The organism is Streptosporangium amethystogenes subsp. fukuiense (assembly GCF_042665875.1).
In the GTDB taxonomy this organism is placed as follows: Bacteria; Actinomycetota; Actinomycetes; order Streptosporangiales; family Streptosporangiaceae; genus Streptosporangium; species Streptosporangium fukuiense.
On the sequence record NZ_JBHTEE010000001.1, the window covers coordinates 1,980,196 to 2,001,480 of the forward strand.

At 70.0% G+C, this 21,285-nt stretch carries 19 protein-coding genes; 8 read left to right on the plus strand and 11 right to left on the minus strand.

Going from position 1 to position 21,285, the window contains the following annotated elements:
- Positions 1–41: 41 nt before the first annotated feature.
- The 8 genes from ACFQVD_RS08425 to ACFQVD_RS08460 form a co-directional block, all read right to left on the minus strand.
- Positions 42–1,646 (minus strand): ISL3 family transposase, encoded by a 1,605-nt coding sequence (locus ACFQVD_RS08425; protein ID WP_343981448.1) that lies wholly within the window; start codon positions 1,644–1,646, stop codon positions 42–44.
- Positions 1,647–1,967: 321 nt separating this feature from the next.
- Positions 1,968–2,432: a phosphatase domain-containing protein gene (locus ACFQVD_RS08430; RefSeq protein WP_343981451.1), complete on the minus strand. Its 465-nt coding sequence runs from the start codon at positions 2,430–2,432 to the stop codon at positions 1,968–1,970.
- 353 nt (positions 2,433–2,785) lie between these two features.
- Positions 2,786–3,772 (minus strand): LacI family DNA-binding transcriptional regulator, encoded by a 987-nt coding sequence (locus ACFQVD_RS08435; RefSeq protein WP_343981454.1) that lies wholly within the window; start codon positions 3,770–3,772, stop codon positions 2,786–2,788.
- Positions 3,773–3,952: 180 nt separating this feature from the next.
- The gene (locus tag ACFQVD_RS08440) at positions 3,953–4,222 is read right to left on the minus strand and encodes a hypothetical protein (RefSeq protein ID WP_343981457.1); all 270 of its coding nucleotides are present in this window, start codon (positions 4,220–4,222) and stop codon (positions 3,953–3,955) included.
- Positions 4,223–4,363: 141 nt separating this feature from the next.
- Entirely contained in the window at positions 4,364–4,912 is a 549-nt protein-coding gene (locus ACFQVD_RS08445; RefSeq protein WP_343981460.1) for an NUDIX hydrolase, read from the minus strand.
- Between the two features lie 19 nt (positions 4,913–4,931).
- Positions 4,932–5,309 carry a DUF952 domain-containing protein gene (locus ACFQVD_RS08450; RefSeq protein ID WP_343981463.1) on the minus strand — a complete coding sequence of 126 codons (378 nt, stop codon included), beginning with the start codon at positions 5,307–5,309 and terminating at the stop codon, positions 4,932–4,934.
- Positions 5,310–5,362: 53 nt separating this feature from the next.
- On the minus strand, positions 5,363–5,923 hold the full coding sequence (locus tag ACFQVD_RS08455) for a GNAT family N-acetyltransferase (RefSeq protein WP_343981465.1): 561 nt from the start codon (positions 5,921–5,923) through the stop codon (positions 5,363–5,365).
- A gap of 57 nt (positions 5,924–5,980) precedes the next feature.
- Positions 5,981–6,307: a DMT family transporter gene (locus ACFQVD_RS08460; RefSeq protein ID WP_343981468.1), complete on the minus strand. Its 327-nt coding sequence runs from the start codon at positions 6,305–6,307 to the stop codon at positions 5,981–5,983.
- Positions 6,308–6,680: 373 nt separating this feature from the next.
- Between ACFQVD_RS08460 and ACFQVD_RS08465 the strand changes: the two genes are divergently transcribed.
- A complete protein-coding gene (locus tag ACFQVD_RS08465) occupies positions 6,681–7,643 on the plus strand; it encodes a radical SAM protein (protein ID WP_343981471.1) in 963 nt (320 codons plus the stop codon).
- Between the two features lie 142 nt (positions 7,644–7,785).
- On the opposite strand, the gene ACFQVD_RS08470 is transcribed toward ACFQVD_RS08465, so the two are convergent.
- A complete protein-coding gene (locus ACFQVD_RS08470) occupies positions 7,786–8,973 on the minus strand; it encodes a L,D-transpeptidase (protein WP_343981474.1) in 1,188 nt (395 codons plus the stop codon).
- 217 nt (positions 8,974–9,190) lie between these two features.
- On the opposite strand from ACFQVD_RS08470, the gene ACFQVD_RS08475 reads away from it, so the two are divergent.
- Complete coding sequence (locus ACFQVD_RS08475) at positions 9,191–9,904, plus strand: ArsR/SmtB family transcription factor (RefSeq protein ID WP_364152703.1); 714 nt, start codon at positions 9,191–9,193, stop codon at positions 9,902–9,904.
- On the opposite strand, the gene recD2 is transcribed toward ACFQVD_RS08475, so the two are convergent.
- Complete coding sequence (gene recD2 / locus ACFQVD_RS08480; RefSeq protein WP_343971367.1) at positions 9,901–12,117, minus strand: SF1B family DNA helicase RecD2; 2,217 nt, start codon at positions 12,115–12,117, stop codon at positions 9,901–9,903. The genes ACFQVD_RS08475 and recD2 overlap by 4 nt on opposite strands.
- A 302-nt stretch (positions 12,118–12,419) precedes the next feature.
- Between recD2 and ACFQVD_RS08485 the strand changes: the two genes are divergently transcribed.
- A complete protein-coding gene (locus ACFQVD_RS08485; protein WP_386270786.1) occupies positions 12,420–13,298 on the plus strand; it encodes a DUF4394 domain-containing protein in 879 nt (292 codons plus the stop codon).
- A gap of 464 nt (positions 13,299–13,762) precedes the next feature.
- Here the strand turns inward: ACFQVD_RS08485 and ACFQVD_RS08490 are convergent, their stop codons facing one another.
- Positions 13,763–16,000, minus strand: a complete 2,238-nt coding sequence (locus tag ACFQVD_RS08490) for a rhamnogalacturonan lyase family protein (protein WP_343971361.1) — start codon at positions 15,998–16,000, stop codon at positions 13,763–13,765.
- 472 nt (positions 16,001–16,472) lie between these two features.
- On the opposite strand from ACFQVD_RS08490, the gene ACFQVD_RS08495 reads away from it, so the two are divergent.
- The 5 genes from ACFQVD_RS08495 to ACFQVD_RS08515 all read left to right on the plus strand — a co-directional run bounded on the left by ACFQVD_RS08495 (position 16,473) and on the right by ACFQVD_RS08515 (position 21,275).
- Positions 16,473–17,210 carry a sulfite exporter TauE/SafE family protein gene (locus ACFQVD_RS08495; RefSeq protein ID WP_343971358.1) on the plus strand — a complete coding sequence of 246 codons (738 nt, stop codon included), beginning with the start codon at positions 16,473–16,475 and terminating at the stop codon, positions 17,208–17,210.
- 429 nt (positions 17,211–17,639) lie between these two features.
- A complete protein-coding gene (gene pdhA, locus ACFQVD_RS08500) occupies positions 17,640–18,662 on the plus strand; it encodes a pyruvate dehydrogenase (acetyl-transferring) E1 component subunit alpha (RefSeq protein WP_343971355.1) in 1,023 nt (340 codons plus the stop codon).
- The gene (locus ACFQVD_RS08505; protein WP_343971352.1) at positions 18,659–19,633 is read left to right on the plus strand and encodes an alpha-ketoacid dehydrogenase subunit beta; all 975 of its coding nucleotides are present in this window, start codon (positions 18,659–18,661) and stop codon (positions 19,631–19,633) included. The genes pdhA and ACFQVD_RS08505 overlap by 4 nt, the downstream gene beginning before the upstream one ends.
- Entirely contained in the window at positions 19,630–21,027 is a 1,398-nt protein-coding gene (locus tag ACFQVD_RS08510; protein ID WP_386270789.1) for a dihydrolipoamide acetyltransferase family protein, read from the plus strand. The genes ACFQVD_RS08505 and ACFQVD_RS08510 overlap by 4 nt, the downstream gene beginning before the upstream one ends.
- Positions 21,024–21,275: a hypothetical protein gene (locus tag ACFQVD_RS08515; RefSeq protein ID WP_343971342.1), complete on the plus strand. Its 252-nt coding sequence runs from the start codon at positions 21,024–21,026 to the stop codon at positions 21,273–21,275. Before ACFQVD_RS08510 ends, ACFQVD_RS08515 begins: the two co-directional genes overlap by 4 nt.
- Positions 21,276–21,285: the final 10 nt, after the last annotated feature.

Sequence of the window (21,285 nt, forward strand, 5' to 3'; positions counted from 1 at the left end):
CAGGCGCAAAGTGTGTGACGTCGTGACCGACTGTGATTCCGTCAGTGACTACAGAGGATGATCTTTCGTAAGAGGTCGAGGTTGGCGCGGCCATATCGGCTGCGTTTGAGGGCCTTCACCCTGGTCACGTTGCCCTCGACCGTGCCAGAAGAGTAGGGCAGGGACAGGCCGTTGGTGACGGCGTCCAGGTCACGCTCGATGCCCCGGGCAAAGGAGTGCAGCTGGGGGATGTCGTCGGCGTCAACGGCGGCCAACCAGGCTTTGAGATCCGTCTGTCCACTACGTTCGCTCATCATCTGGGCGAACGTAGTGACGTGCCTGGCCAGGGCGCTCAGATGCGGGCTGCGAGCCAGGACGGCTTTGAGCCGGGTGTTCTCATCGTTGGTGAGGTGGTCGGGGTGGCTGGTGATCCAGCGGGTGGTCTCACGGACCGTGGGAGGTGGCGGTGGGAGATCGGGGGCGGTGACCGCGGTTCGCAGAGGCTCTAAGTAGCGGCGGACGGTGCGGCGGCTGCCGCGATAGCCGCGCTCGCGGAGTTCGGCATACAGTTGAGCGGCATTGATGATCTCGTCTTCGGTGACGCGTTGCCGCAGATAGGGGACGAATTCCTCGAAGGAACGGGTCCGGGAGCGCGGTCCGTTGATGAGGTGCTCGGCGGTGGCGGCGCTCGCGAACTTGCGGACGGTCTTGCGGTCCAGACCCAGCCGCTGGGAGATCGCCGAGATCGTCATGCCGCGTTCGGCGAGTTCACGGACGATGGCGTGACGTTCCCGGGTTCGGGCCGCCGTGTGTGACTCGGGCCGAGCCTTGGGCTCGATCACCGCTGGCGCGGCGGGCCCCGGCGCGGGCTCGGGCTCTGTCAGGTCACTGCGGTGCGTTCGGACGGCGGCCTCGGCTGCTTTGCATAAGTTGTTCCACAGATGCCAGCGATCAGCCACTTCGATCGCGTCCGGTGCCCCGGTTCTGGAGCCCTCGGCGTAGGCGCCGGCCCGGTCCCGGCAGATCACCTCGATGCCGGGATGCTCGCGCAGCCAGGCGGCGAAGGTGTCGGCCTGGCGGTCGTCCAGGACGTCGATAGGGCGGCCGGTCTCCACGTTGACCAGCAAGGTGGCGTAGGAGTGCCCGCGCCGTTTCGCCCAGTCGTCGACCCCCAGCACCGTGACCTGGCCGATCTCGGGATCGGGCAGGGCGCGGATCAGCCGGATCAGTGTGTCCCTCGACACCGTGACGCCGAGCAGGCCCAGCAATCGGGTGGCGGCCCGCCCGGCCAGCGCGAGCGCGAACCGCTCCAGCATGCGCCGCAGCAGGGAGGTGTTGCGGGCATGTCGCCTGGCCAGGCTGCTGATCGGCTCGGCAAAGGTTCGTACCTGGCAGGTCGGGTTGCCGCACTTTAAGCGGCGTACGGTCAGGTTGATGAGGATCTGGCGGCCGCCGGTCGGCAGGTCCTGCAGCAGTCGCCGGTAATGTCCGTGCAGCCGGGTCGACGGCGCCCGGCATCCTGGACAGAGGGCGGGCGCTCCGCCGGTCCGTGCCTGGATCAGCACATAGCCGCTGCGATCGACGAGCTCTTCCACGACCAGCTCGGTCAGGTGGGGGAAGAAGACCTGCAGGCAGGCTTCGCCTGCCGGGGGTTCGGCATGCTGCACAATGAACTCCGCGGCCGCTTGTTGACGATCACGTTCTTGGTCGAACCCGATCATCACCGAGCGGCCGCATTCATGCGCGTACCGTTACTCGATCGCGATCAGTCCCGGACATAGCCCTCTGTCGCGATCCGTGACCGCTTCACACACTTTGCGCCTGAGCCACACGCACCTGGCCGTTGACGAATGCCCTGGTGTGCGAAGAACCTCGGTATCCGCTTCAGTGCCGGATCGAAGTTAGGTGAGTAGTCGCTTCAGGCCGTCGCGCTCGAACGAGAAGTCACGGCAAGCCGCTCTGTGGAGCCCGCTGCTCGTCATGTTCCGTCACTGTGTGGGCGGCCTTGAGTCGGTATGTCTGGAGAACCAGGTCACCCAGCGGCGTTGCCAGGGGGTTTCGATCGCCCGGCGGTGGTAGTGCTCGCGTGTCCAGGCGATGGCCTCTTGAGGGGGCAGGCCGGTGAGGGTGGCCAGGCAGGCCATGACGGTGCCGGTGCGGCCTACTCCCCCGCCGCAGGCGACTTCGGCGCCGAGGCCTGTTCGTGCCTGTTCGTGCAGGTGGGTGATGGAGCGGGCGGCCGCGTGCTGGTCCGTCGGTAGCAGGAAGTCCGGCCAGCGGATCCATTCGTGGGGCCAGTTCAGGGTGTTCTGGTGGCGGCGGCGAAGGCGTGTGGAGCCGAGGTAGAGCGCTGTGTCGGGGGCCGGGCCGACGGGGGTGGGGTTGCGAAGTCCGCGGCCGCGGATCCAGGTGCCGTCGGGGAGGCGGGTCGCGCCGGTGAGTGGTGCTGTCATGTGGCGATTGTTGCTTATCGCCGCTTTGCTTCTCCCCCGAGATCAAGGGTGGTTTCACGGCGAGGTCCTCGATATCGACGCCTGTTGAATCGGCGGGCGCACGTGGTCTGCCTGTCGTCATCGTAAGGCGGGGCGAGGGCTGTGACGCCGGCCGGTCCTTTCGTGTACTGGTCTTGGAGCTTGTATCCGTTGGATTCTTCGACGGGGCTACTGGGCCTCCTGTCGTTCTCGTCTGCCCGGACGCGATCGGATCGTGCGCTTCGTCGCCGGCCCGTGGTCGTCGTCGGGGGCGCTCGGCGATGTCTAACCCCTGGTGAATTCGGGAAGGTCTGAGGGGGCCTCTTGCCCGGAGGTCAGCCGGGTGGGCGGGTACCGGTGCTCTCGCGGACGACGAGTTCGGGTTCGATCATGCGGTGCGGGGTGACGGTGCGGCCGTCGATACGTTCCAGGAGCAGCCGGAAGGCCAGGCGGCCGACCTCGGTGAAGTTCTGTCGTACGGTGCTCAGTGGTGGCCACAGGTAGGGGGCCTCGGGGACGTCGTCGAAGCCGACCACGCTGACGTCCTGAGGGACTCGGCGGCCGGCTTCGCGCAGGGCTCGCAGTACGCCGGTGGCCATGTGGTCGTTGGCGGCGAAGATGGCCGTGACCTCGGGGTCGCGGGCCAGTTGCCTGCCCAGGTCGAAGCCGGAGCGTGCGCTCCAGTCTCCGCGCAGGGGGTCGGGGATCTGGCGGCCTTCGGCGGTCAGGACCGAGCGCCAGCCTTCGACGCGGGCGCTGGCGTCGATCCAGTCTTCGGGGCCTGACAGGTGCCAGACGGTGTTGTGGCCGAGGCTGAGCAGGTGTCTGGTCGCTCGTACGGCTCCGGCCGCCTGGTCGACGGCGGCGACGGGGACGGGGAGGCTTTCGCGGGCGCCGACCACGACGGCGGGCAGGTCGGGTGGCAGGTGGTGTAGTCCGTCGGCGGCCGATTCGTGGGGGGCGACGATGACGACGCCGTCGACGGACTGGAAGCGCAGCCGGTTGACGGCCTCGGCGATGGAGCGGCGGTTGAGGGTGGTGACGTTGACGATGGTGACGAGGTAGTCGTGGGTGCGGGCGGCCTGTTCGATGCCGTGCAGGGTGGAGGCCGGGCCGTAGAGGGTGGTGTCGAAGCTGACGACCCCCAGGGCGCCCGAGCGGCCGGTGACCAGCGAGCGGGCGGCGAAGTTGGGGCGGTAGCCGAGTTCGCGTACCGCGTCCAGGACGCGGGCGCGGGTGTCGGGGCGTACTTTTTCCGGGGTGTTGAGAACGCGGGAGACGGTCATGGCCGAGACGCCTGCGCGCGCGGCGACGTCTTCCATGACGGCGGCTCTGGGCCGTTCGGAGAACGTTTGTCCGGATACCTGCTGGGTCACCCTGTCCGCCTTGTCGAAGTTACTCCAAGCGTATCTGAGTGTTTGCGTTAACAGTTCGGGGGCGGGCCTGTGTGGGAGGTGTTTTCCGTGGGAGCGCTCCCTTTTTGCGGCGGGAAGACGGAAAGGTCAGTGCGGAGGGGGCGGCGTGAGCTTCCTGACGAAACGGGCGGCGGCGCGGTGGCTCATGCCGGTCTCGCCCCGGACCAGGAAGACGGCCTGGTCGATCTGGCCGGTGGCTTTCAACTCCAGGGCCTGTTCCACGAGTTCGGGGCTGATCCCACCCCCGACCAGGGTGTTTCTGGGGTGCTGTGCCGCCCGCACCGTGAGGACGATCAGGGCGATGACCACCGCCACGACGACCGCCGTCAGAAGGAGGATGACGATCGGGTTCGACATGAGTCAAGCGTATCGTCCCAAGGTCATCGTGTGCGTGCTGGAAACGACCGGATCGCGGTGGTTCTTCGGTGCGGCGTCTCCATGGTGGTCGGGCGTCTTGCGGCCGGTCGGCGACGGTGCGGCCCGGCTCTGGCCGCTCTCTCAGGCCGCCCCGCGCAGCAGGAACATGGTGTAGGCCGCGATCGAGCCGCTGTCGGTGATCGCGCCGCGCAGGATCATCCGCTCCAGTTCGGTCCGTGAGACCCATTCCTGGCGCATGTCCTGCTCGGTGTGCTCACGGTCGGGGGCGCCCGCGGTCAGGTCGGTGGCCAGGAAGATGTCGAAGTGCTGACCCGTCGTGCCGTGGGCGTTGTCCAGGCGGCCCAGATGGGTCATCGAGGCGGCTCGCAGACCGGTCTCCTGGGTCAGCTCGGTGTGTGCCGTGACCAGGGGCGAGGGGCTGTCCTTGACCCCGCCCTGGGGGAAGTTCCAGGTGCGCCGCCGTACCGGGTAGCGGTACTCCTCCACGAGGTGGAAGCCGTCGTTCTCCATAGGCAGGACGAGGGCGAAGTCGATCTGGTCCACCACGCCGTAGATGCCGTGGGAGCCGTCGGGGCGTTCGATGCGGTCCTCGCGCACGCTCATCCAGGGGTTGGTGTAGACGACCGTCGAGTCGAGAGTGCGGATCGTCGGTCCGGGTACGTCGGTCATGGCGCGCAGCTTACTGCTGTCATGGCTCCGTTCGAGGTGCGTCGGCCTGGTTGGCGTCGTGCGGACGGTGCGGGCCGGGGCCGGGTGGGGCGAAGGGCGCGACGGAGGTCACCGCGGTGACCGGTATCGGCCCGTAGATGTGCGGGAAGGCCTCGGGTGAGTCGGCGGGCACCTCCATGCGCACGTCCAGTCCGCGGGGGTCGACGCTGAGCAGTACCAGGGGGGTGGTGACGTCGCGGTAGAAGCGCTCCACCACGCCGCGTAGCTGTTCGTGGCTCGCGCAGGCGTGGATGAAGCCCTCTTCGTCCAGGGTGCGGCCGAGGGTGGAGATGCGGTACTCCCCCGCTCGCAGGGCGGCGTCCCAGTCGGCGGCCAGGGCCAGGTGCAAGATGGTCATCGCAGACATGGTGCCCTGCGGGCGGGGTGTTCTTCAACCGGAGGCGGGGGGCGTCACTGCCGGGCGCGCCACTCCCGCTGCAGGATCGCGTAGTCGAGTTCGCTGGTCCATTCGCCCTTGACCATCTCGTTGTCGATCAGGTGTGCCTCGCGGCGCATGCCCAGTTTCTCCAGTACGCGGGCCGAGGCCGTGTTGCGGGCGTCCAGGCGTCCGATGATCCGGTGCAGGTCGAGGCCGTCGAATCCCAGCTCCAGCAGGGCCAGGCCCGTCTCGGTGGCGTACCCCTTGCCGTGGTGGGCGGGGTGCAGGACGTAGCCGATCTCCCCGCTGCGGTGGGTGAGGCTGTGCCAGATCAGCATGCCGTCGCCGATCAGCTCGCCGGTGGCGGCCAGTTCCACCGCCAGTGTCAGGATCTGGCCTTCCTCGAGCAGCTCCGTTTGGGTGATCTTGGTTTGCAGTGCCTCGTGGGTCTGCTCCCGGCTGCGTGGTTCCCAGTACAGGTAGCGGGTCACCTGCGGCAGTGACTGGATGGCGTGCAGGGCGTCGAGGTCGGCCGGGGTGTAGGGGCGCAGGGCCAGGCGGCCGGTCCGGATGGGGTAGGTGGGTTTCAGCACCGGGTCAGGGTAGGTCAGGTGTTCGGTGGCGGGCGAGGCGTTATTCGCGGCGGGGGGTCAGTGGGGGCTGCCGGCCAGGTTGAGTACCACGACTCCGCCGATGATCAGGGCGATGCCCGCGATCTTGGCGAGGCTGATCGTCTCGCCGAGGAACAGTACGCCGATCGCGGCGATGGCCGCGGTGCCGGCTCCGGCCCAGACCGCGTAGGCGGTGCCGACCTCCAGTTGCAGTTTCAGTGCCTGGGCCAGCAGGATGAAGGCGGCGGCGTAGCCGGCGACGACCAGGGCGGCCCAGCCTTTGTGGGCGAAGCCGTCGCTCAGTTTGAGGGCGGTGGTCGCCGCGATCTCGGCGATGATCGCCCCAGCCAGGATCAACCACGCCATGACCACTCCCCCAAAATCGGCACGAACGTATCATTTCATCCGGCCCGGTGTTCCGGGGCCGTGCCGGTCGTCCGGCGGTCTCGTGCGGCAGCCGCCACAGGGTCTTCTCGCGTGAGGGGCGGCCTGGTCGTGAGCGGCCCGAGCGGCGGCCCCGGGCACGTACGGACCTCGATCGACGACAGCCCGCTGGTCACCGGTAAGGCCTGGCGCGGTCAACAGCTCGGAGCCGGCTGGGCGGCTCATGGGCCTACGATCTCAGTGAGACGGGCCGAGCGTCGTCGGCCGGTATGTGGTGAGGGAAGTCGCTGAGCGCGGCGATGCCGTGTCGGGGTTCACTTGCGGGTGGTGTCGAAAGCGTGTTCCACTGAGCCGTATGCGATGGGACGCGCCTTCCCTGCTCGACGTGCCGCCCGATGCCAGGCCGCGGATCGAGCGCTCCGCGCTGGTCAGGGTGCACGGGGCGCTGACCTGCTACGAGGTGCGGGCGCGCACCGCGCTGGAGCGCACGCCCGAGGGGTGGGGCCTTAGCCCGTACCGGGGGTGTGCCCAGGCATGCCGCTACTGCTCGGTGCGCCGGGGGCATCGCTATCTGGGGCTGGACGTCGGTGGTGACTTCGATTCGCGGATCGTGGTGCGGACCGACATCGTGCGGCGGTTGCGTGCGGAGCTGGCCTCGCGCTGGGACGGCGAGCATGTCACGGTGGGGGTGGGCGGTGACTGCTACCAGGGGGCCGAGGACATCTACCGGTTGATGCCCGGCCTGGTCACCGTGTTGCGCGAGGCCGGGGCGCCGTTCACCGTGCACACCAAGAGCCGGTTGATCCTGCGCGACGCCGACCTGCTGGCCGCCACTCCGGGGGCGGGGGTGGTCGTCTCGGTCGCCTTCGTCGACGACCGGATCCGCCGCAGTGTGGAGCCCGGTGCCCACAGTGCGCAAAAGCGCCTGGAGCTGGTGGCCGAGCTGAACGGGCGGGGGGTGGCGTGCGGGGTGGCGATGGCGCCGATCCTGCCGTTGCTGACCGACTCCCCCGACCAGCTCGCGGCCACCGTGCGCCGGGTCGCCGACGCCGGGGCCGTCAGCCTGGTCCCGCACGTGCTGCGCCTGCCCGCGGGGGCTCGTGAGTGGTATCTGGCCTGGCTGGGTGAGCACCATCCGGCGCTGGTACCTCGCTACGGTGAGCTGTACGCCAAGGGGGCCGATGCCGAGGCCGGCTACGTGCGTCGCGTCACCGATCAGGTCCTGCAGCTGGCCGCCCGCTACGGCATGGGCCGGGTGCGGCCCGAGCAGCCCCTGCCGCTGGCGCTGCCCCGCCGGGCCCAGCTCACCTTGCTCTAGTCTTCGCGGTGCGGGCTTCGACGACGCGCTCGAAGAGTACGTCGTTCTCCCAGAGCGGGTCGTCGGCCGCCGGCGCCACCGTCCGTGTCCGGGGGACGCGGTGGCGCCGGTGCGGGGGTTGGCCGCGCAGTCGGTCGCGGGGTCAGGCCAGGGCGCTGCCCTTCTTCCACTGCGTGTACGGCATCTGCCAGAAGCCCCAGCCGTTGTTCCACTCCATCTTGCGGTCGGTGCCGGTGATGGTGATCACGTCGCCGCGCTGGACCTGGTCGTAGTACCACTTGGCCTGGTCGGGGCGGGAGTTGATGCAGCCGTGGCTGACGTTCTGGCGCCCCTGGGCCCAGACGTTGTTCAGCGCGTGCACGTACTCGCCGCTGTTGGAGAAGCGGACCGCGTGGTTGATCATCAGGTCGTAGTAGCCGGGATCGCCCTTCTTGCGGCCGGGGGAGATCATGCGTTCGGGGTTGGCCTTGCCCATCGCCAGGTGGATGCCGCTGGTGGTGGTGTACTCGCGGGTGCTGGCGTTGCCCGCGCTGATCAGCATGGTCTGCACGACCTTGCCGTCACGCTTGACGATCATCTTGTGCTTGCGGGTGTCGATCGTGGCGATCTGGGCCGCGCCGATGTGGATGACCTTGGTCATGTCCTTGACGCCGTACATGTCCTTGCCGCCCTGGACGCCCTTGAGGCGGGCGGTGAAGGTGACCTTCTGGTGAGGCTGCCAGAATTTCGCGGTGCGGTAGATCACGGTCGTGTCGTTGATCCAGCGCCAGGCTCCCTGGGAGGGTTTCTCCGAGGTGACCTTCAGGGCCTTCTCCACTCCGGCCTTGTTGGCGATCTGCTGGTTGAAGGTGACGATGATCGGTGCGCCCACGCCGACCTTCTCCCCCTTGATCGCCGGGGTCACGTCCGCGACCTCGAGTTCGTGCTCGGGCTTGAGCGTCCGGAAGGAACTGCTGGCGGTCGTGCCGTCCACCGCGCGTGCCGAGACGGTGTAGTCGCTGGCGGGGATCATGGGGGTGGTGGAGGTCCACTTGGTGCGTTCGGCGTCGAAGTCGCCCTCCAGCACCTGGCCGCCGGTTTTGACGGTGACCTCCTCCAGTGCGCCGCTGGAGGCGCTGACGACGACCTTCCTGTTCGGGCGCACGGTCTTGCTGCCCTGGGCGGGGCTGATCTTTATCTCCGGCGCGGCCGGGGTACTGGGCGCCTCGGTGCCCGGCCCGGCCACGGGGGCCTTCGTGTCCGCCCCGGTAGAGCAGGCGGTGGCCAGCACCGCCGCGGTCGCCAGGGCCAGAGCGGCCAGTGGCGTCCTGTGGCGTTCCACGGTCAGCACAATTTCTCTCCCCCACTACAGCAAACTGCCCTTAAAACACTAATAGGAGATGCATGGTGACTGAACATGGTTGCGACCGGTTTGGTAACGTTTCGGTCTCTTCCTAAAGTAGGAAAAATCCTGACCAGGAGTCAGGGGCGGGCGGCACGGCGGGCCCTGATCGGTGAAGGGGGAGGCTTCGGCCGACGCCGAAGCCTCCCGGGCCGATGATGGGCATATGACTTTCGGTCCCCCGGTTCCGCTCGCCGCGCTGGCCGCCCTGCTCGCCGACGACACGCGCGCCAGGTTCTGCCTGGCGCTGCTGGACGGGCGCGCCTGGAGCGCCGGAGAGCTGGCCGCCCACGCCGGCGTGGCGGCCTCGACCGCCAGCGAGCACCTGTCGCGGCTCGTCGGCGGCGGGCTGCTGGCCGAGGAGCGGCAGGGACGCCACCGGTACGTGCGCCTGGCCGGGCCGGACGTGGCCCAGCTCGTCGAGGACCTGGCCGCCCACGCCGGCACCGAGGCGGGTGCGCGGCCGGCCACGCTGCGTGCCGCGAGCGCCACCCGGGCACTGGCGGCCGGGCGCACCTGCTACGACCACCTGGCCGGGCGGCTCGGGGTGACGATCACCGACGCGCTTCTCGCGCGCCGTCTGCTGCGCCAGGACACCGGTTTCGCGGTCAGTGACGCCGGGCTGTCATGGTTCGCCACCGAGCTGGGGGTCTGTTTGCCGGTCGGCGGGCGCCGCCCGCTGGCCCGGCCCTGCCTGGACTGGACCGAGCGCCGCCACCACCTGGCCGGCACCGCCGGGGCCCTGTTGTGCGCGACCGCGCTGGAGCGTGGCTGGGTCGGCCGGATCGGCTCGGGACGCGCCCTGGCCGTCACCGCCGCGGGGCGGGAGGCCCTGGCCCGCCTGCTGGGCGTCACCGGCCTGGCGGAGACCGCCCTCTAGGATCGGCGCAGGCGGTGGGTGAGGCTGGTGTGGCGGCGTCCGGCGCCGCGGGTGCGCACCGCCTGGGCCAGCGCGCGGCGGGAGCCGACGATGACGACGAGCTTCTTGGCCCGGGTGATCGCGGTGTAGATCAGGTTGCGCTGGAGCATCATCCACGCGCTGGTGGCCAGCGGGATCACCACCGCCGGGTACTCGCTGCCCTGGGAGCGGTGGATCGACACCGCGTAGGCGTGGGCCAGCTCGTCCAGCTCGTCGAAGGCGTACTCGACGTTCTCCTCCTCGTCGGTCAGCACGGTCAGCTTGTGCTCGTCGGGTTTGATGTCGACGACCAGGCCCACGGTGCCGTTGAACACCCCGGCGGCGCCCTTTTCGTAGTTGTTGCGCAGCTGGGTGACCTTGTCGCCGACCCGGAAGACCCGCCCGCCGTAGCGGCGCTCGGGCATGCCCTCGCGCGAGGGGGTCAGCGCCTCCTGCAGCGCGTGGTTGAGGTTGCCCGCCCCGGCCGCGCCCCGGTGCATCGGGGCCAGCACCTGCACGTCGCGGCGCGGGTTGAGGCCGAACCTGCGCGGGATGCGGTTGGCGACCACGTCCACGGTCAGCGCCGCGATCTCCTCGGGTTCCTCGCACGGGAACAGGAAGAAGTCGCTCATGCCCTCCAGGGCCGGGTGCAGGCCGGTGTTGACCCGGTGGGCGTTGACGACGACCCCCGACTCCTGGGCCTGGCGGAAGATGTGGGTCAGCCGTACCCGGGGGATCTCCTCCTCGGCGGCCAGCAGATCGCGCAGCACCTCGCCGGCGCCGACCGAGGGCAGCTGGTCGACGTCGCCCACGAAAAGCAGGTGCGTGCCCGGGGCGATGGCCTTGACCAGCTTGTTGGCCAGCAGCAGGTCCAGCATCGAGGCCTCGTCGATCACGACCAGGTCGGCGTCCAGAGGGTTGTCGCGATCGAAGGTGGCGTCCCCGCCGGGGCGTAGCTGCAGCAGCCGGTGCACGGTGGTGGCCTCATGACCGGTCAGCTCCGCCAGGCGCTTGGCCGCCCTGCCGGTGGGGGCGGCCAGGATCACCTTGGCCTTCTTGGCCCGGGCCAGGGTGACGATGGAACGCACGGTGAAACTCTTGCCGCAGCCCGGGCCTCCGGTCAGCACCGCGACCTTCTGCGTCAGCGCCAGCCGCACCGAGTGGGCCTGTTCCTCGGCCAGGTCGGCGCCGGTCTGGGTGCGCAGCCATTTGAGCGCGAGGTCCCAGTCGACGGAGCCGAAGACCCCCAGCCGGTCGTGTTCGCAGGCCAGCAGGGTGCGCAGGGCGCCTGCCAGGGACAGTTCGGCGCGGTGGAAGGGCACCAGGTAGACGGCGGGGACGGTGCCGTCGCCGACCGGGATGTCCTCGGCGACCACGCCTTCTTCGGCGATGAGTTCCTGCAGGCAGCGCGTGGTCAGCTCGGCGGCGACCTCCAGGATCTTCACCGCGTCGGCGACGAGGTTGGGCGCCGGAAGGTAGCAGTGGCCGTCGTCGGCGGCCTGGGAAAGGGTGTAGCGCAGGCCCGCCTTGACGCGTTCGGGGCTGTCGTGAGGGATGCCCACGGCCTGGGCGATGGTGTCGGCGGTCTTGAAACCGATGCCCCACACGTCGTCGGCCAGCCGGTAGGGCTCGCTTTTGACGACGGTGATGGAGTTGTCGCCGTACTGCTTGAAGATGCGGACCGCGATCGAGGTGGACACTCCGACCCCCTGCAGGAAGATCATCACCTCTTTGATGATCTTCTGTTCCTCCCAGGCGACGCCGATCATCTTGGTCCGCTTGGGGCCGAGGCCGGGGACCTCGACGAGCCGCTCGGGGGTGGTCTCGATGACCTCCAGGGTCTCGACGCCGAAGTGCTCGACGATCCGGTCGGCCATCCTCGGCCCGATGCCCTTGATCAGCCCGGAGCCCAGGTAGCGGCGGATGCCCTGCACGGTGGCGGGCAGCACGGTGGCATACGACCACACCTCGAACTGCTTGCCGTACTTGGGGTGGGAGGTCCAGCGCCCGGTCAGCCGCAGTGACTCGCCGGGCTGGGCTCCCAGCAGCGGCCCGACCACGGTCAGCAGGTCGCCGGAGCGGTCTGTGGCCACCCTGGCGATGGTGTAGCCGCTCTCCTCGTTGGCGTAGGTGATGCGTTCGAGCACGGCCTCCAGCACGCTGCCGGGAGTGGGGGGCGCCGGAGGGGTGTTCATGGCGGGTATTGTGCCGCAGCCTGCCTTCGGCTCCAAGCCGGGCTCACCCGGTGAGGGCCGCCCCTGCCCGTGCTCCCCGCTCCACTCCGTCCGCCCTGCGGCGCGGGGCCGCGGGATGTGAGGTTTCGCCGGTTTCGCCGGGTCCGGTGCGCGGGCGGGCGGGGCGAGCCGGGGACACGCCGGTCTCTCCTGCCCTCTTCGCGGGCCAAAGGGGCACCGTGTGTGATGGAGTCTCTCCGATCCGTAACGGCTTTGCCGCCGAAGTCCGGGGCGTACGGTACCCGGCTGCGAAGGAGAGGCACATGCGAAGGAGACTGACCGCCCTGATGACGGTGCTGGGCACGGTGGCGGGCACGGTGGCGGCGGCCGGCGCCGCGGCGCCGGCCGCCGCGCGGCCCGGCATCGAGGTCATCGGGCTGACCGGCGACCAGCGTCTGGTGGGTTTTGCGATCCGCTCCCCCGGCCGCACGCGTGATCTGGGCAGGATCCGCGGGCTCGACGGCGACACCCGGCTGGTGGGCATCGACTACCGCGTGCAGAACGGCAGGCTGTACGGCGTCGGGGACCGCGGCGGCGTCTACACGCTCAGCGGCCCGGCCAGGGCGGTCAAGGTCTCCCAGCTGACCGTGGCGCTGAGGGGCTACCACTTCGGCGTCGACTTCAGTCCCGCGGCCAACCGGCTGCGGGTGATCAGCGACACCGGGCAGAACCTGCGGCACAACCTCGACGACCCCACGGGCGGCCCGGCCGCCGGGCAGACCGTGGCCGACCGTACGCTGACCCTGCCGCCCGTGCCGCCCGCCGTGGTGGGAACGGTCGCCACCGGTGTGTCGGGTGCCGGATACACCAACAACGACCTCAGCCCGGACACCGCCACGACGCTTTTCGGCGTGAACACCGCCACCGGCCAGGTGAACCTGCAGTCGCCTGCGGGGGCGGGCACCCTGGTGCAGACCGGCAGCCTGCGGGTGGCCGCGAGCGGCGCGGCGGGTTTCGACGTCTACAGCTCGCTGCGCGAGGGGGTCACCGTCTCCAACAGCGCCTTCGCCGCGCTGAAGGTCGCCGGCCGCTACGGGTTCTACGGCATCAACCTGCTCACCGGCGCCGTCAACTACAACTACGGCGCCTTTCCCGCCAACCGCCAGGTCCTCGACATCGCCATCCGGCTCGACCGTGGCTGAGGAGCGGCCGCGCGTTCGAGATGACCTGTGCGGGCCGTTGGAATCCGGCGGCCCGGCGCACGCCCGAGGAGTGAGTTCGGCGCATAGCGAAGAGGTCATCCGTATCCGCCCGAGCCGTGTCATCAGCGCTAACGTCAGCCCCGGCGTCACCGGCCAGGTGGGCAGGGACGTCCCGGCCCTCTGACGACGGCTGCGCGGCCCCAGGCGGCGGGTGAGGCGAACACCGCTCCACCCGGTGGGCTGGTCGCGGTCGCGCCGGCGCGGCGTGGGCGGGTCCCGCGCAAAGGGGGGCAGGGCGCCGGCAGCGGCACACGGACCGCTACGTTCGCCACCGGCGCCATGAGGTTCGCGCGGGCCTCCGGCAGGTGCGGCACCTGCCGGAGGCCCGCCTTGGGCGGCCGCGCAGGCGGGCACCGGGTCGTGGCCGGGTCGCCCGCGCTTTCCCCGCCTTTCGAGCCCTCCCCTCAGCGCACGTAGACGTTGGGCCTGGGCGGGGTCGACATGCCCGAGCCGATGAAGAAGCTCGGGTGCGGCGGCTGGTTGTAGGCGGTGTTCTGCCAGGCGATCGCGGTGCGGTACTGGGTGTCGTGCATCAGGGTGTGGATCCGCCGGTCGGTGACGGCGGTGGTGGTGTGGATCCGCAGCGCGGTGTTGTCGGAGGTGGCCCAGATGACCTCCTCGCGCCAGTCGCCCAGCAGGTCACCCGAGAGTGCCGGGGTGGCCTTGGTGCCGTTGTTGGAGTGCACCCCGGCGGCGGTCAGCAGGCGGGTCTCACCGCTCGTGCCGTACTTGTCGATCCTGGTGGCGTCCAGCAGCTCCCGTACCGGGTCGGCGTCCCACCAGGCCAGGAAGTTCGTCGAGGAGGGTTTGCGGCCCACGATCTGGCCGGAGGTGTTGAAGACGCCGTCCCCGCCGGAGGCCGACCAGGACTCGGCTCCGGCGCTGCCGGACCAGATGTCGCCCGACACGCCCCGGCCGTTGTCGCCGCTTGCGCCGGTCTGCCACAGGATCTGCCCGGTGCGGGCATCGGCCATCCAGGAGCTGGGCTTGGAGGCATCCTCGTCGACCTTGAACACCTCCAGGCCGCTCCTTGCCGGGTTGAGGTCGCCGACGTGCAACGCGTCCCCGTGGCCGAAGCCGGTGTTCCACAGGACCGTGCCGTTGTCGTTGAGGGTCATCGCCCCGTAGACGATCTCATCCTTGCCGTCGGCGTCGACGTCGGCGACCGAGAGCTGATGGTTGCCCTGCCCGGTGTAGGCCGATCCCGCGCTGTTGGAGTCGAACTTCCAGCGCTGGGTCAGGGAGCCGTTACGAAAGTCCCAGGCCGCCACGACGGTACGGGTGTAGTAGCCGCGGGCCATGATCAGGCTGGGCCGGGTGCCGTCCAGGTAGGCGGTCCCGGCCAGGAACCGGTCGACGCGGTTGCCGTAGGAGTCACCCCAGGCCGAGACCGTGCCGCGGGGCGGGTCGTAGTTGACCGTGGACAGTGCCGCGCCGTTCTGCCCGTTGAACATGGTCAGGTACTCGGGGCCGGACAGGATGTAGCCGGAGGAGTTGCGGTGGTCGGCGGAGGAGTTGCCGATCACGGTGCCGATGCCGTCCACCGTGCCGTCGGCGGTCTTCATCGCGACCTCGGCCCTGCCGTCACCGTCGTAGTCGTAGACCTGGAACTGCGTGTAGTGCGCGCCCGCGCGGATGTTGCGCCCGAGGTTGATGCGCCACATCCGTCCGCCTCCCAGCCGGTAGGCGTCGAGGTAGACGTTGCCGGTGTAGCCGGACTGGGAGTTGTCCTTGGCGTTGGTGGGCTCCCACTTGAGGATCACCTCGTAGCGGCCGTCGCCGTCGAGGTCGCCCACGCCGGCGTCGTTGGCGGTGTAGGTGTAGGCGACGCCGTCGGGTGTGCTCCCCCCGGCAGGGGGCTGGATCGCCACGTCGAGGTAGTTGCCGCCGGAAAAGCGCAGGGAGGATTCGGAGGCGGCCTGCTCGGTGCCGCCGGTCACCGTTCGCACGGTGTAGGAGGCGTCGGCCGCGGCGCCGAAGTCGAAGTAGTTGGTGGAGGCGGTGATGGGTGAGGCGTTCACCTTGGTCGAGCCCCGGTAGAGGTTGAAGGCCACGTCCGCCGGGTCGGTGCCCAGCAGGCGCCAGGCGACGAAGTTGCCGCTGCCGGAGCGGGCGCTGATCAGCCCGCGGTCGAGGTCCTCGACCTGCCGGGCGCCGGCGGAGGAAGTGGGGGTCACCGTCGGAGTGGGTGTTGGGGTCGAGGTCGGGCCGGTCGAGCCGGTACAGGCGACGCCGTTGAGTGTGAACACCGTCGGCGCCGGGTTCGCTGAGTTGTTCCAGGAGGCGTTGAAACCAAAGGAGACGCCTGCGCCGGTGGCGATCGCGGCGTTGTAGCCGGCGTCGGTGGCGCTGACCTGGGTGCCGCTTTGGGTGACGGTGGAGTTCCATGCCTGGCTCACCTGCTGTCCGGCGGTGAAGCTCCAGTTCAGGGTCCAGCCGTTGACGGGGTCACCGAGGTTGGTGAGCGCCACGTTGCCGGTGAAGCCTCCCGACCACTGGGTGGACACCGAGTAGTCGACGCGGCAGCCGGCCGCCGCGGCCTGGGCGACCAGGACCGGTGCCAGGCTCGCGGCGAGTGCGAGCGCGGCCGCCGAGCAGATCACGCGCAGGCGGCGCGGGGACGGCGGTGATGATCGGGACATGCTCTCCCCTTGTGGTTGAGCGGACACGAGTTCGGAAAGCGCTTTCAGAACTTTCATCACATACCGAAAATCCCCTTCCGGAGCCATCGGGGGGTGGGGTGGCCTCGGTGCCCAAAGAGGTTCCGGTGCCCGCCGCCTCCCTTTTCACCTGCGGTTACCAGGCGCCGGCGAGAGGCGATCCGGTGCTCGTGCGCCCGGTGCGGGGGTGAAACTTTCACCTGCTCTCGCCGGTGGAGCCTGGGACGCCCGCGGGAATTCACCACGAGTGCTCATGGGCTTCGTGCGAGGTGGGCGCACGGGGCCGGTGGCCGGTAGGTCTCTCAGCGCTGCGGGGGTCTTCTCGGGACAGCCGGTATCGGGCATTCCGGCGAGGTGCGGGCCGAAGACGCTGTCCGCTGACGCGTCATGTACCGTCGCCTCCGACCCTTTACATCAGGTACGCCCCTTTCGTGCCCTGTTTCCGGCGAGGCCGATGCTCTCCCTTGACGCCGTCCAGTGGGTGGTGCTGTCGGCCGCCCTGTTCCTCGTGGGCTTCTCCAAGACCGGCGTCTCCGGAGCGGGGACGGTGGCGATCGCCCTGTTCGCGCTCGTGCTGCCGACCAGGCAGTCCACGGGCACGCTGCTGCCGCTACTGCTCGTCGGCGACATGGTCGCGGTGTTCTCCTACCGCCGCCATGCCGACTGGCCCAGGCTGATCAGGCTCTTTCCGTGGGTCGCCCTGGGTGTGGTGGCCGGCGCGTTCGTGGTGCGCTGGGTCGACGACGCGCAGATGAGACGGCTGATCGGCGTGATCCTGGTGGTGATCGTCGTCGTTCACCTGTGGAACCGGCGCCGGGCGCAGGAGGACTCCCTGGCCCACCACCGCCCCGTGGCGGCACTGGCGGGCATCCTGGCCGGCTTCGCCACCATGACGGCCAACGCCGCGGGGCCCATCATGGCCGTCTATCTCCTGGCGGCGGGCCTGCCGATGCTGGGCTTCCTGGGAACCAGCGCGTGGTTCTTCCTGACGATCAACGCCTTCAAGGTGCCGTTCAGCGTCGCGCTCGGCCTGATCACCCCGGCCACCCTCCTGTTCGCCGCGCTGGGCACGCCCGCGGTGCTGGCCGGGGCCGCGGCCGGGCGTGCCGTGATCGGCCGGATCGACCGGACGCTCTTCGAGCGCATCACGCTGGGGCTCACCCTGCTCGCCGCGGTGCGCCTGCTGCTCTGACGTCCTCCCCGCGCGGCGCCGCTCCCCCGGTGGCGCGGCGCCCGCTCCAAGGTGAACGCGGGGTAGATCATCGCGTACGAAACCTCAGACACCTGCCGGCGTCGGAGGTCAGGGCCTTCTACGACAAGGGCGTCCTGGAGGTCAACGCCGCCCTCGCCGACACCAGGCAGGGGAAAGAGCGTCCAGACCGAGTCCACGTCCCAGGAGGCGGGATCCGCCCGAAATGACGCGAGGCCGACAGAACGCACGTCACAGGACATCAGGCCCGGTTGTCTCCGATCCGTGACCGGCATGCCTTCACGTTCACGGGACAAGGCCCGCCGGCATAGAGGAGACCGTCACACAGGCGTGGGACCTTCGTCTCTGCCCGACCACGTCACACGTCGTCGACAGTGGACAAGACGGGCACGCGCAAGCGAGGGCAGACCCATGGCAGTGAAACACAGGACGCGGACCACACCGCACCGGGAGTTGCTGCACCAGATGTTGCGCATCCGCCGGTTCGAGGAGCGCTGCGTCGAGCTGTACAGCGGAGAGAAGATCCGCGGATTCATGCACCTTTACATCGGGGAGGAGGCGGTGGCCGCCGGGGTCTGTCACGTGCTCACCCCGGATGACGCGGTCGTCTCCACCTACCGCGAGCACGGGCACGCACTCGCCCGCGGGGTGCCGGCCACGGCGATCATGGCCGAGATGTACGGCAAGGCCGCGGGATGCAGCCGGGGCCGGGGTGGTTCCATGCACATCTTCGACGCCGCCCGCCGTTTCTACGGCGGCAACGCGATCGTCGGCGGCGGCCTTCCCCTGGCTGTCGGGCTCGCCCTGGCCGACAGGCTCCGCGGCAGGAACCGGGTGACGGCGTGCTTCTTCGGTGACGGCGCGGTGGCCGAGGGCGAGTTTCACGAGTGTCTCAACCTCTCCGCGCTCTGGCGGCTGCCGGTGTTGTTCGCCTGCGAGAACAACCTGTACGCGATGGGCACCGCACTGGCGAGATCCCATGCCGAGACCGATCTGGCGCTCCGGGCGGCGGGCTACGACGTCGTGGCCTGGCCGGTGGACGGGATGGACGTCCACGCGGTCGCCGACGCCGCCTCCAGGGCCGTGGAGTCGATCCGCGCCGGGGCCGGGCCGCACTTCCTCGAACTGCGCACCTACCGCTTCCGCGCGCACTCGATGTACGACCCTGACCGCTACCGGGACAAGGCCGAGATCGAGCGGTGGAAGAAGCGAGATCCGATCGACGCCCTCGTCGCGCGGATGAGGGCCGCGCGGGAGATCGTCGATGACGATCTCGCCGTGCTGGAGAAGGAGGTGTCCGCGGAGATCGACCAGGCGATCGCCTTCGCCGAGCAGGCGCCCGTCGAGCCGGTGGAGGACCTCACCCGTTTCCTCTACAGCGACAGGCCGCCCGCCGGTGGCACGACTGTGAGGCCGGTGGGGGTGGCCTGGTGAGCCAGACCACGACGTATCGCGAGGCCGTGCGGGAGGCGATCCGCGAGGCGATGTGCCGTGACGAGCGCGTGTTCCTCATGGGCGAGGACATCGGCGCCTACGGCGGCTGCTTCGCGGTGAGCCTGGGACTGCTGGAGGAGTTCGGTCCCGAGCGCATCCGTGACACCCCGCTGTCGGAGTCGGCGTTCGTTGGTGCCGGTATCGGGGCGGCACTGGGCGGAATGCGGCCGATCGTGGAGATCATGACGGTCAACTTCAGTCTGCTGGCCCTGGATCAGATCCTGAACAACGCCGCGACGCTGCTGCACATGTCCGGCGGCCAGTTCAACGTCCCGCTGGTGATCCGGATGACCACCGGCGCTGGGCGGCAGCTCGCCGCCCAGCATTCGCACAGCCTGGAAGGCTGGTACGCCCACATCCCAGGGCTGAGGATCCTCGCTCCCGCCACCTTGGAGGACGCCCGCGGCATGCTCTGGCCCGCGCTGGAGGACCCCGACCCTGTCCTGATCTTCGAGCACGGTGGGCTGTACGCCATGTCGGGGGTGGTGCGTCCCGGGCCGGTGGACATCACCCGCGCCGCGCTGCGGCGGTCCGGCGGGGACGTCACACTGATCGCCTACGGCGGCACCGTCGCCAAGACGCTGTCGGCCGCCGACGCGCTCGCCGCCGAGGGCATCGAGGCGGACGTGATCGATCTGCGGGTCCTGCGCCCTCTCGACGACACCGTGATCATGGAGTCGGTCGGCCGGACGCACCGGGCCGTCATCGTCGACGAGGGCTGGCGTTCGGGCAGCCTGTCGGCCGAGATCGGCATCCGTATCGTCGAGCAGGCCTTCTACACCCTGGACGCGCCGATCGGACGGCTGTGCAGTGCGGAAGTCCCGATCCCCTACGCCCGCCACCTGGAGGAGGCGGCCATCCCCCAGGTGGCCGCGATCGTCACGACCGTGCGGGAGGTGGTCACCTCATGACGGAGGAGCGCTGGGAGTTCGTGATGCCCTCGCTCGGTGCCGACATGGAGTCGGGCACCGTCGCCGAATGGCTGGTCAAACCCGGGGACCGGATCCGCAGGGGCGACACCGTCGCCGTGATCGACACCGACAAGGCTCTGATCGAGGTCGAGTCGTTCCACACCGGCACGGTGGAGAGCCTGGTGGCCGGGATCGGCGAACGGGTCCCCGTCGGGACACCTCTGGCCGTCATCACCGCCGCCTCGGCCACCGCCAAGCGCCGTCCGCCCGGCCGCCGGCCGGCGGCCGCCGCCGCCCTCGGGCAGGAGCGAGCACGGCGAAGGACCGCGCCGTCCGCCGGTGAGCCGGAATCGGGTGAGCCGCGTGCTCCGTCGCCCATCACCTCACCGCTCGTGCGGCATCTGGCCGAGCAACGGGGGGTGGAGGAGGCGGTCGTGCACGGGACGGGGCCAGGGGGCCGGGTGACCCGCGCGGATGTCGAACGCACCGGCGCCCCCGACCGGGTGAGGGCATCGCCACTGGCCCGCAGGCTTGCCCTGGAACTCGGCGTGGATCTGGCCGGCGTCCCCGCTACAGGCCGCACCGGGGCGATTCGCGCCGGCGACGTGCGCACCGTGGCCGCACGCGGCGCCCGGCCGGGGTCGGCAGAGGGGACGGCGCGAGCCGCATCCGAGCGGACGGCGCTCCTCGCGGGCGCGCAGCCCGTGCGGGGACCTGGCCTGGAGCCTCGGCGAGACGCGATGCGTCAGGCGATCGCGAGGGCGATGACCAGATCCAACCGGGAGATCCCGCACTACCACCTGAGCACGACCGTGGACGTGGGAGCCGCGCTCGCGTGGCTGCGCGAGCGTAACCGGGACCTGCCGGTGGCTCGGCGCCTGCTTCCCGTAGCCCTGCTCCTGGCGGCGGCCGCCCGCGCCGCCGGGGAGGTCCCGGAACTGAACGGCTTCTGGCTCGACGACGCCTTCGCCCCCGGTGAGGCGGTGCACCTGGGGGTGGCGATCTCCCTCAAGGGCGGCGGCCTGATCGCGCCCGCCCTTCACGACGCCGCCGGCCGTGATCTCGCAGACCTGATGGCCGCGTTGAAGGACCTGGTCTGCCGGGCCCGCACCGGGCGGCTGCGTGGCGCCGAGATGACCGAGGCGACCATCACCGTCACCAACCTGGGCGACCAGGGAGTCGAAACGGTTCACGGCGTCATCTACCCGCCGCAGGTGGCCCTCGTCGGCTTCGGCAAGATCCTGGAGCGTCCCTGGGCCGTCGGCGGGCTGCTCGGCGTCCGCCCCCTGGTCACTGTCACCCTCGCCGCCGACCACCGGGCCACCGACGGCTATATCGGCGCCCGTTTCCTCACCGCGGTGGACCGGCTGCTCAGCCACCCGGAGGCGCTATGACCCCGCGACAGGCACAGGAAATCATCGAAGACGCTCTGCTGCGGGTGGTGCCGGATGCCGACCTGGCGGCGCTGGCCACCGACGCCGACGTCCGCGAGGTCCTGGAGATGGACTCGCTGGACTTCCTCAGCTACGTGGAGACGCTGAGCGCCACCAGCGGTCTGCGTATCGAGGAGGACGACTACCCCGCGTTCACCACCGTGGCGGGCGGGGCGGGTTTCCTGGCCGCCCACGCGGAAACGGGCTGAGCCCGGATGC

Excerpts from the sequence above, each read along its gene's own strand:
- ACFQVD_RS08430 (WP_343981451.1), bottom strand. The coding sequence starts at position 2,432 with ATGACAGCACCACTCACCGGCGCGACCCGCCTCCCCGACGGCACCTGG.
- ACFQVD_RS08435 (WP_343981454.1), bottom strand. The coding sequence starts at position 3,772 with ATGGAAGACGTCGCCGCGCGCGCAGGCGTCTCGGCCATGACCGTCTCC.
- ACFQVD_RS08440 (WP_343981457.1), bottom strand. The coding sequence starts at position 4,222 with ATGTCGAACCCGATCGTCATCCTCCTTCTGACGGCGGTCGTCGTGGCG.
- ACFQVD_RS08445 (WP_343981460.1), bottom strand. The coding sequence starts at position 4,912 with ATGACCGACGTACCCGGACCGACGATCCGCACTCTCGACTCGACGGTC.
- ACFQVD_RS08450 (WP_343981463.1), bottom strand. The coding sequence starts at position 5,309 with ATGACCATCTTGCACCTGGCCCTGGCCGCCGACTGGGACGCCGCCCTG.
- ACFQVD_RS08460 (WP_343981468.1), bottom strand. The coding sequence starts at position 6,307 with ATGGCGTGGTTGATCCTGGCTGGGGCGATCATCGCCGAGATCGCGGCG.
- ACFQVD_RS08465 (WP_343981471.1), top strand. The coding sequence starts at position 6,681 with ATGCGATGGGACGCGCCTTCCCTGCTCGACGTGCCGCCCGATGCCAGG.
- ACFQVD_RS08475 (WP_364152703.1), top strand. The coding sequence starts at position 9,191 with ATGACTTTCGGTCCCCCGGTTCCGCTCGCCGCGCTGGCCGCCCTGCTC.
- recD2 (WP_343971367.1), bottom strand. The coding sequence starts at position 12,117 with ATGAACACCCCTCCGGCGCCCCCCACTCCCGGCAGCGTGCTGGAGGCC.
- ACFQVD_RS08485 (WP_386270786.1), top strand. The coding sequence starts at position 12,420 with ATGCGAAGGAGACTGACCGCCCTGATGACGGTGCTGGGCACGGTGGCG.
- ACFQVD_RS08490 (WP_343971361.1), bottom strand. The coding sequence starts at position 16,000 with ATGTCCCGATCATCACCGCCGTCCCCGCGCCGCCTGCGCGTGATCTGC.
- ACFQVD_RS08495 (WP_343971358.1), top strand. The coding sequence starts at position 16,473 with ATGCTCTCCCTTGACGCCGTCCAGTGGGTGGTGCTGTCGGCCGCCCTG.
- pdhA (WP_343971355.1), top strand. The coding sequence starts at position 17,640 with ATGGCAGTGAAACACAGGACGCGGACCACACCGCACCGGGAGTTGCTG.
- ACFQVD_RS08510 (WP_386270789.1), top strand. The coding sequence starts at position 19,630 with ATGACGGAGGAGCGCTGGGAGTTCGTGATGCCCTCGCTCGGTGCCGAC.
- ACFQVD_RS08515 (WP_343971342.1), top strand. The coding sequence starts at position 21,024 with ATGACCCCGCGACAGGCACAGGAAATCATCGAAGACGCTCTGCTGCGG.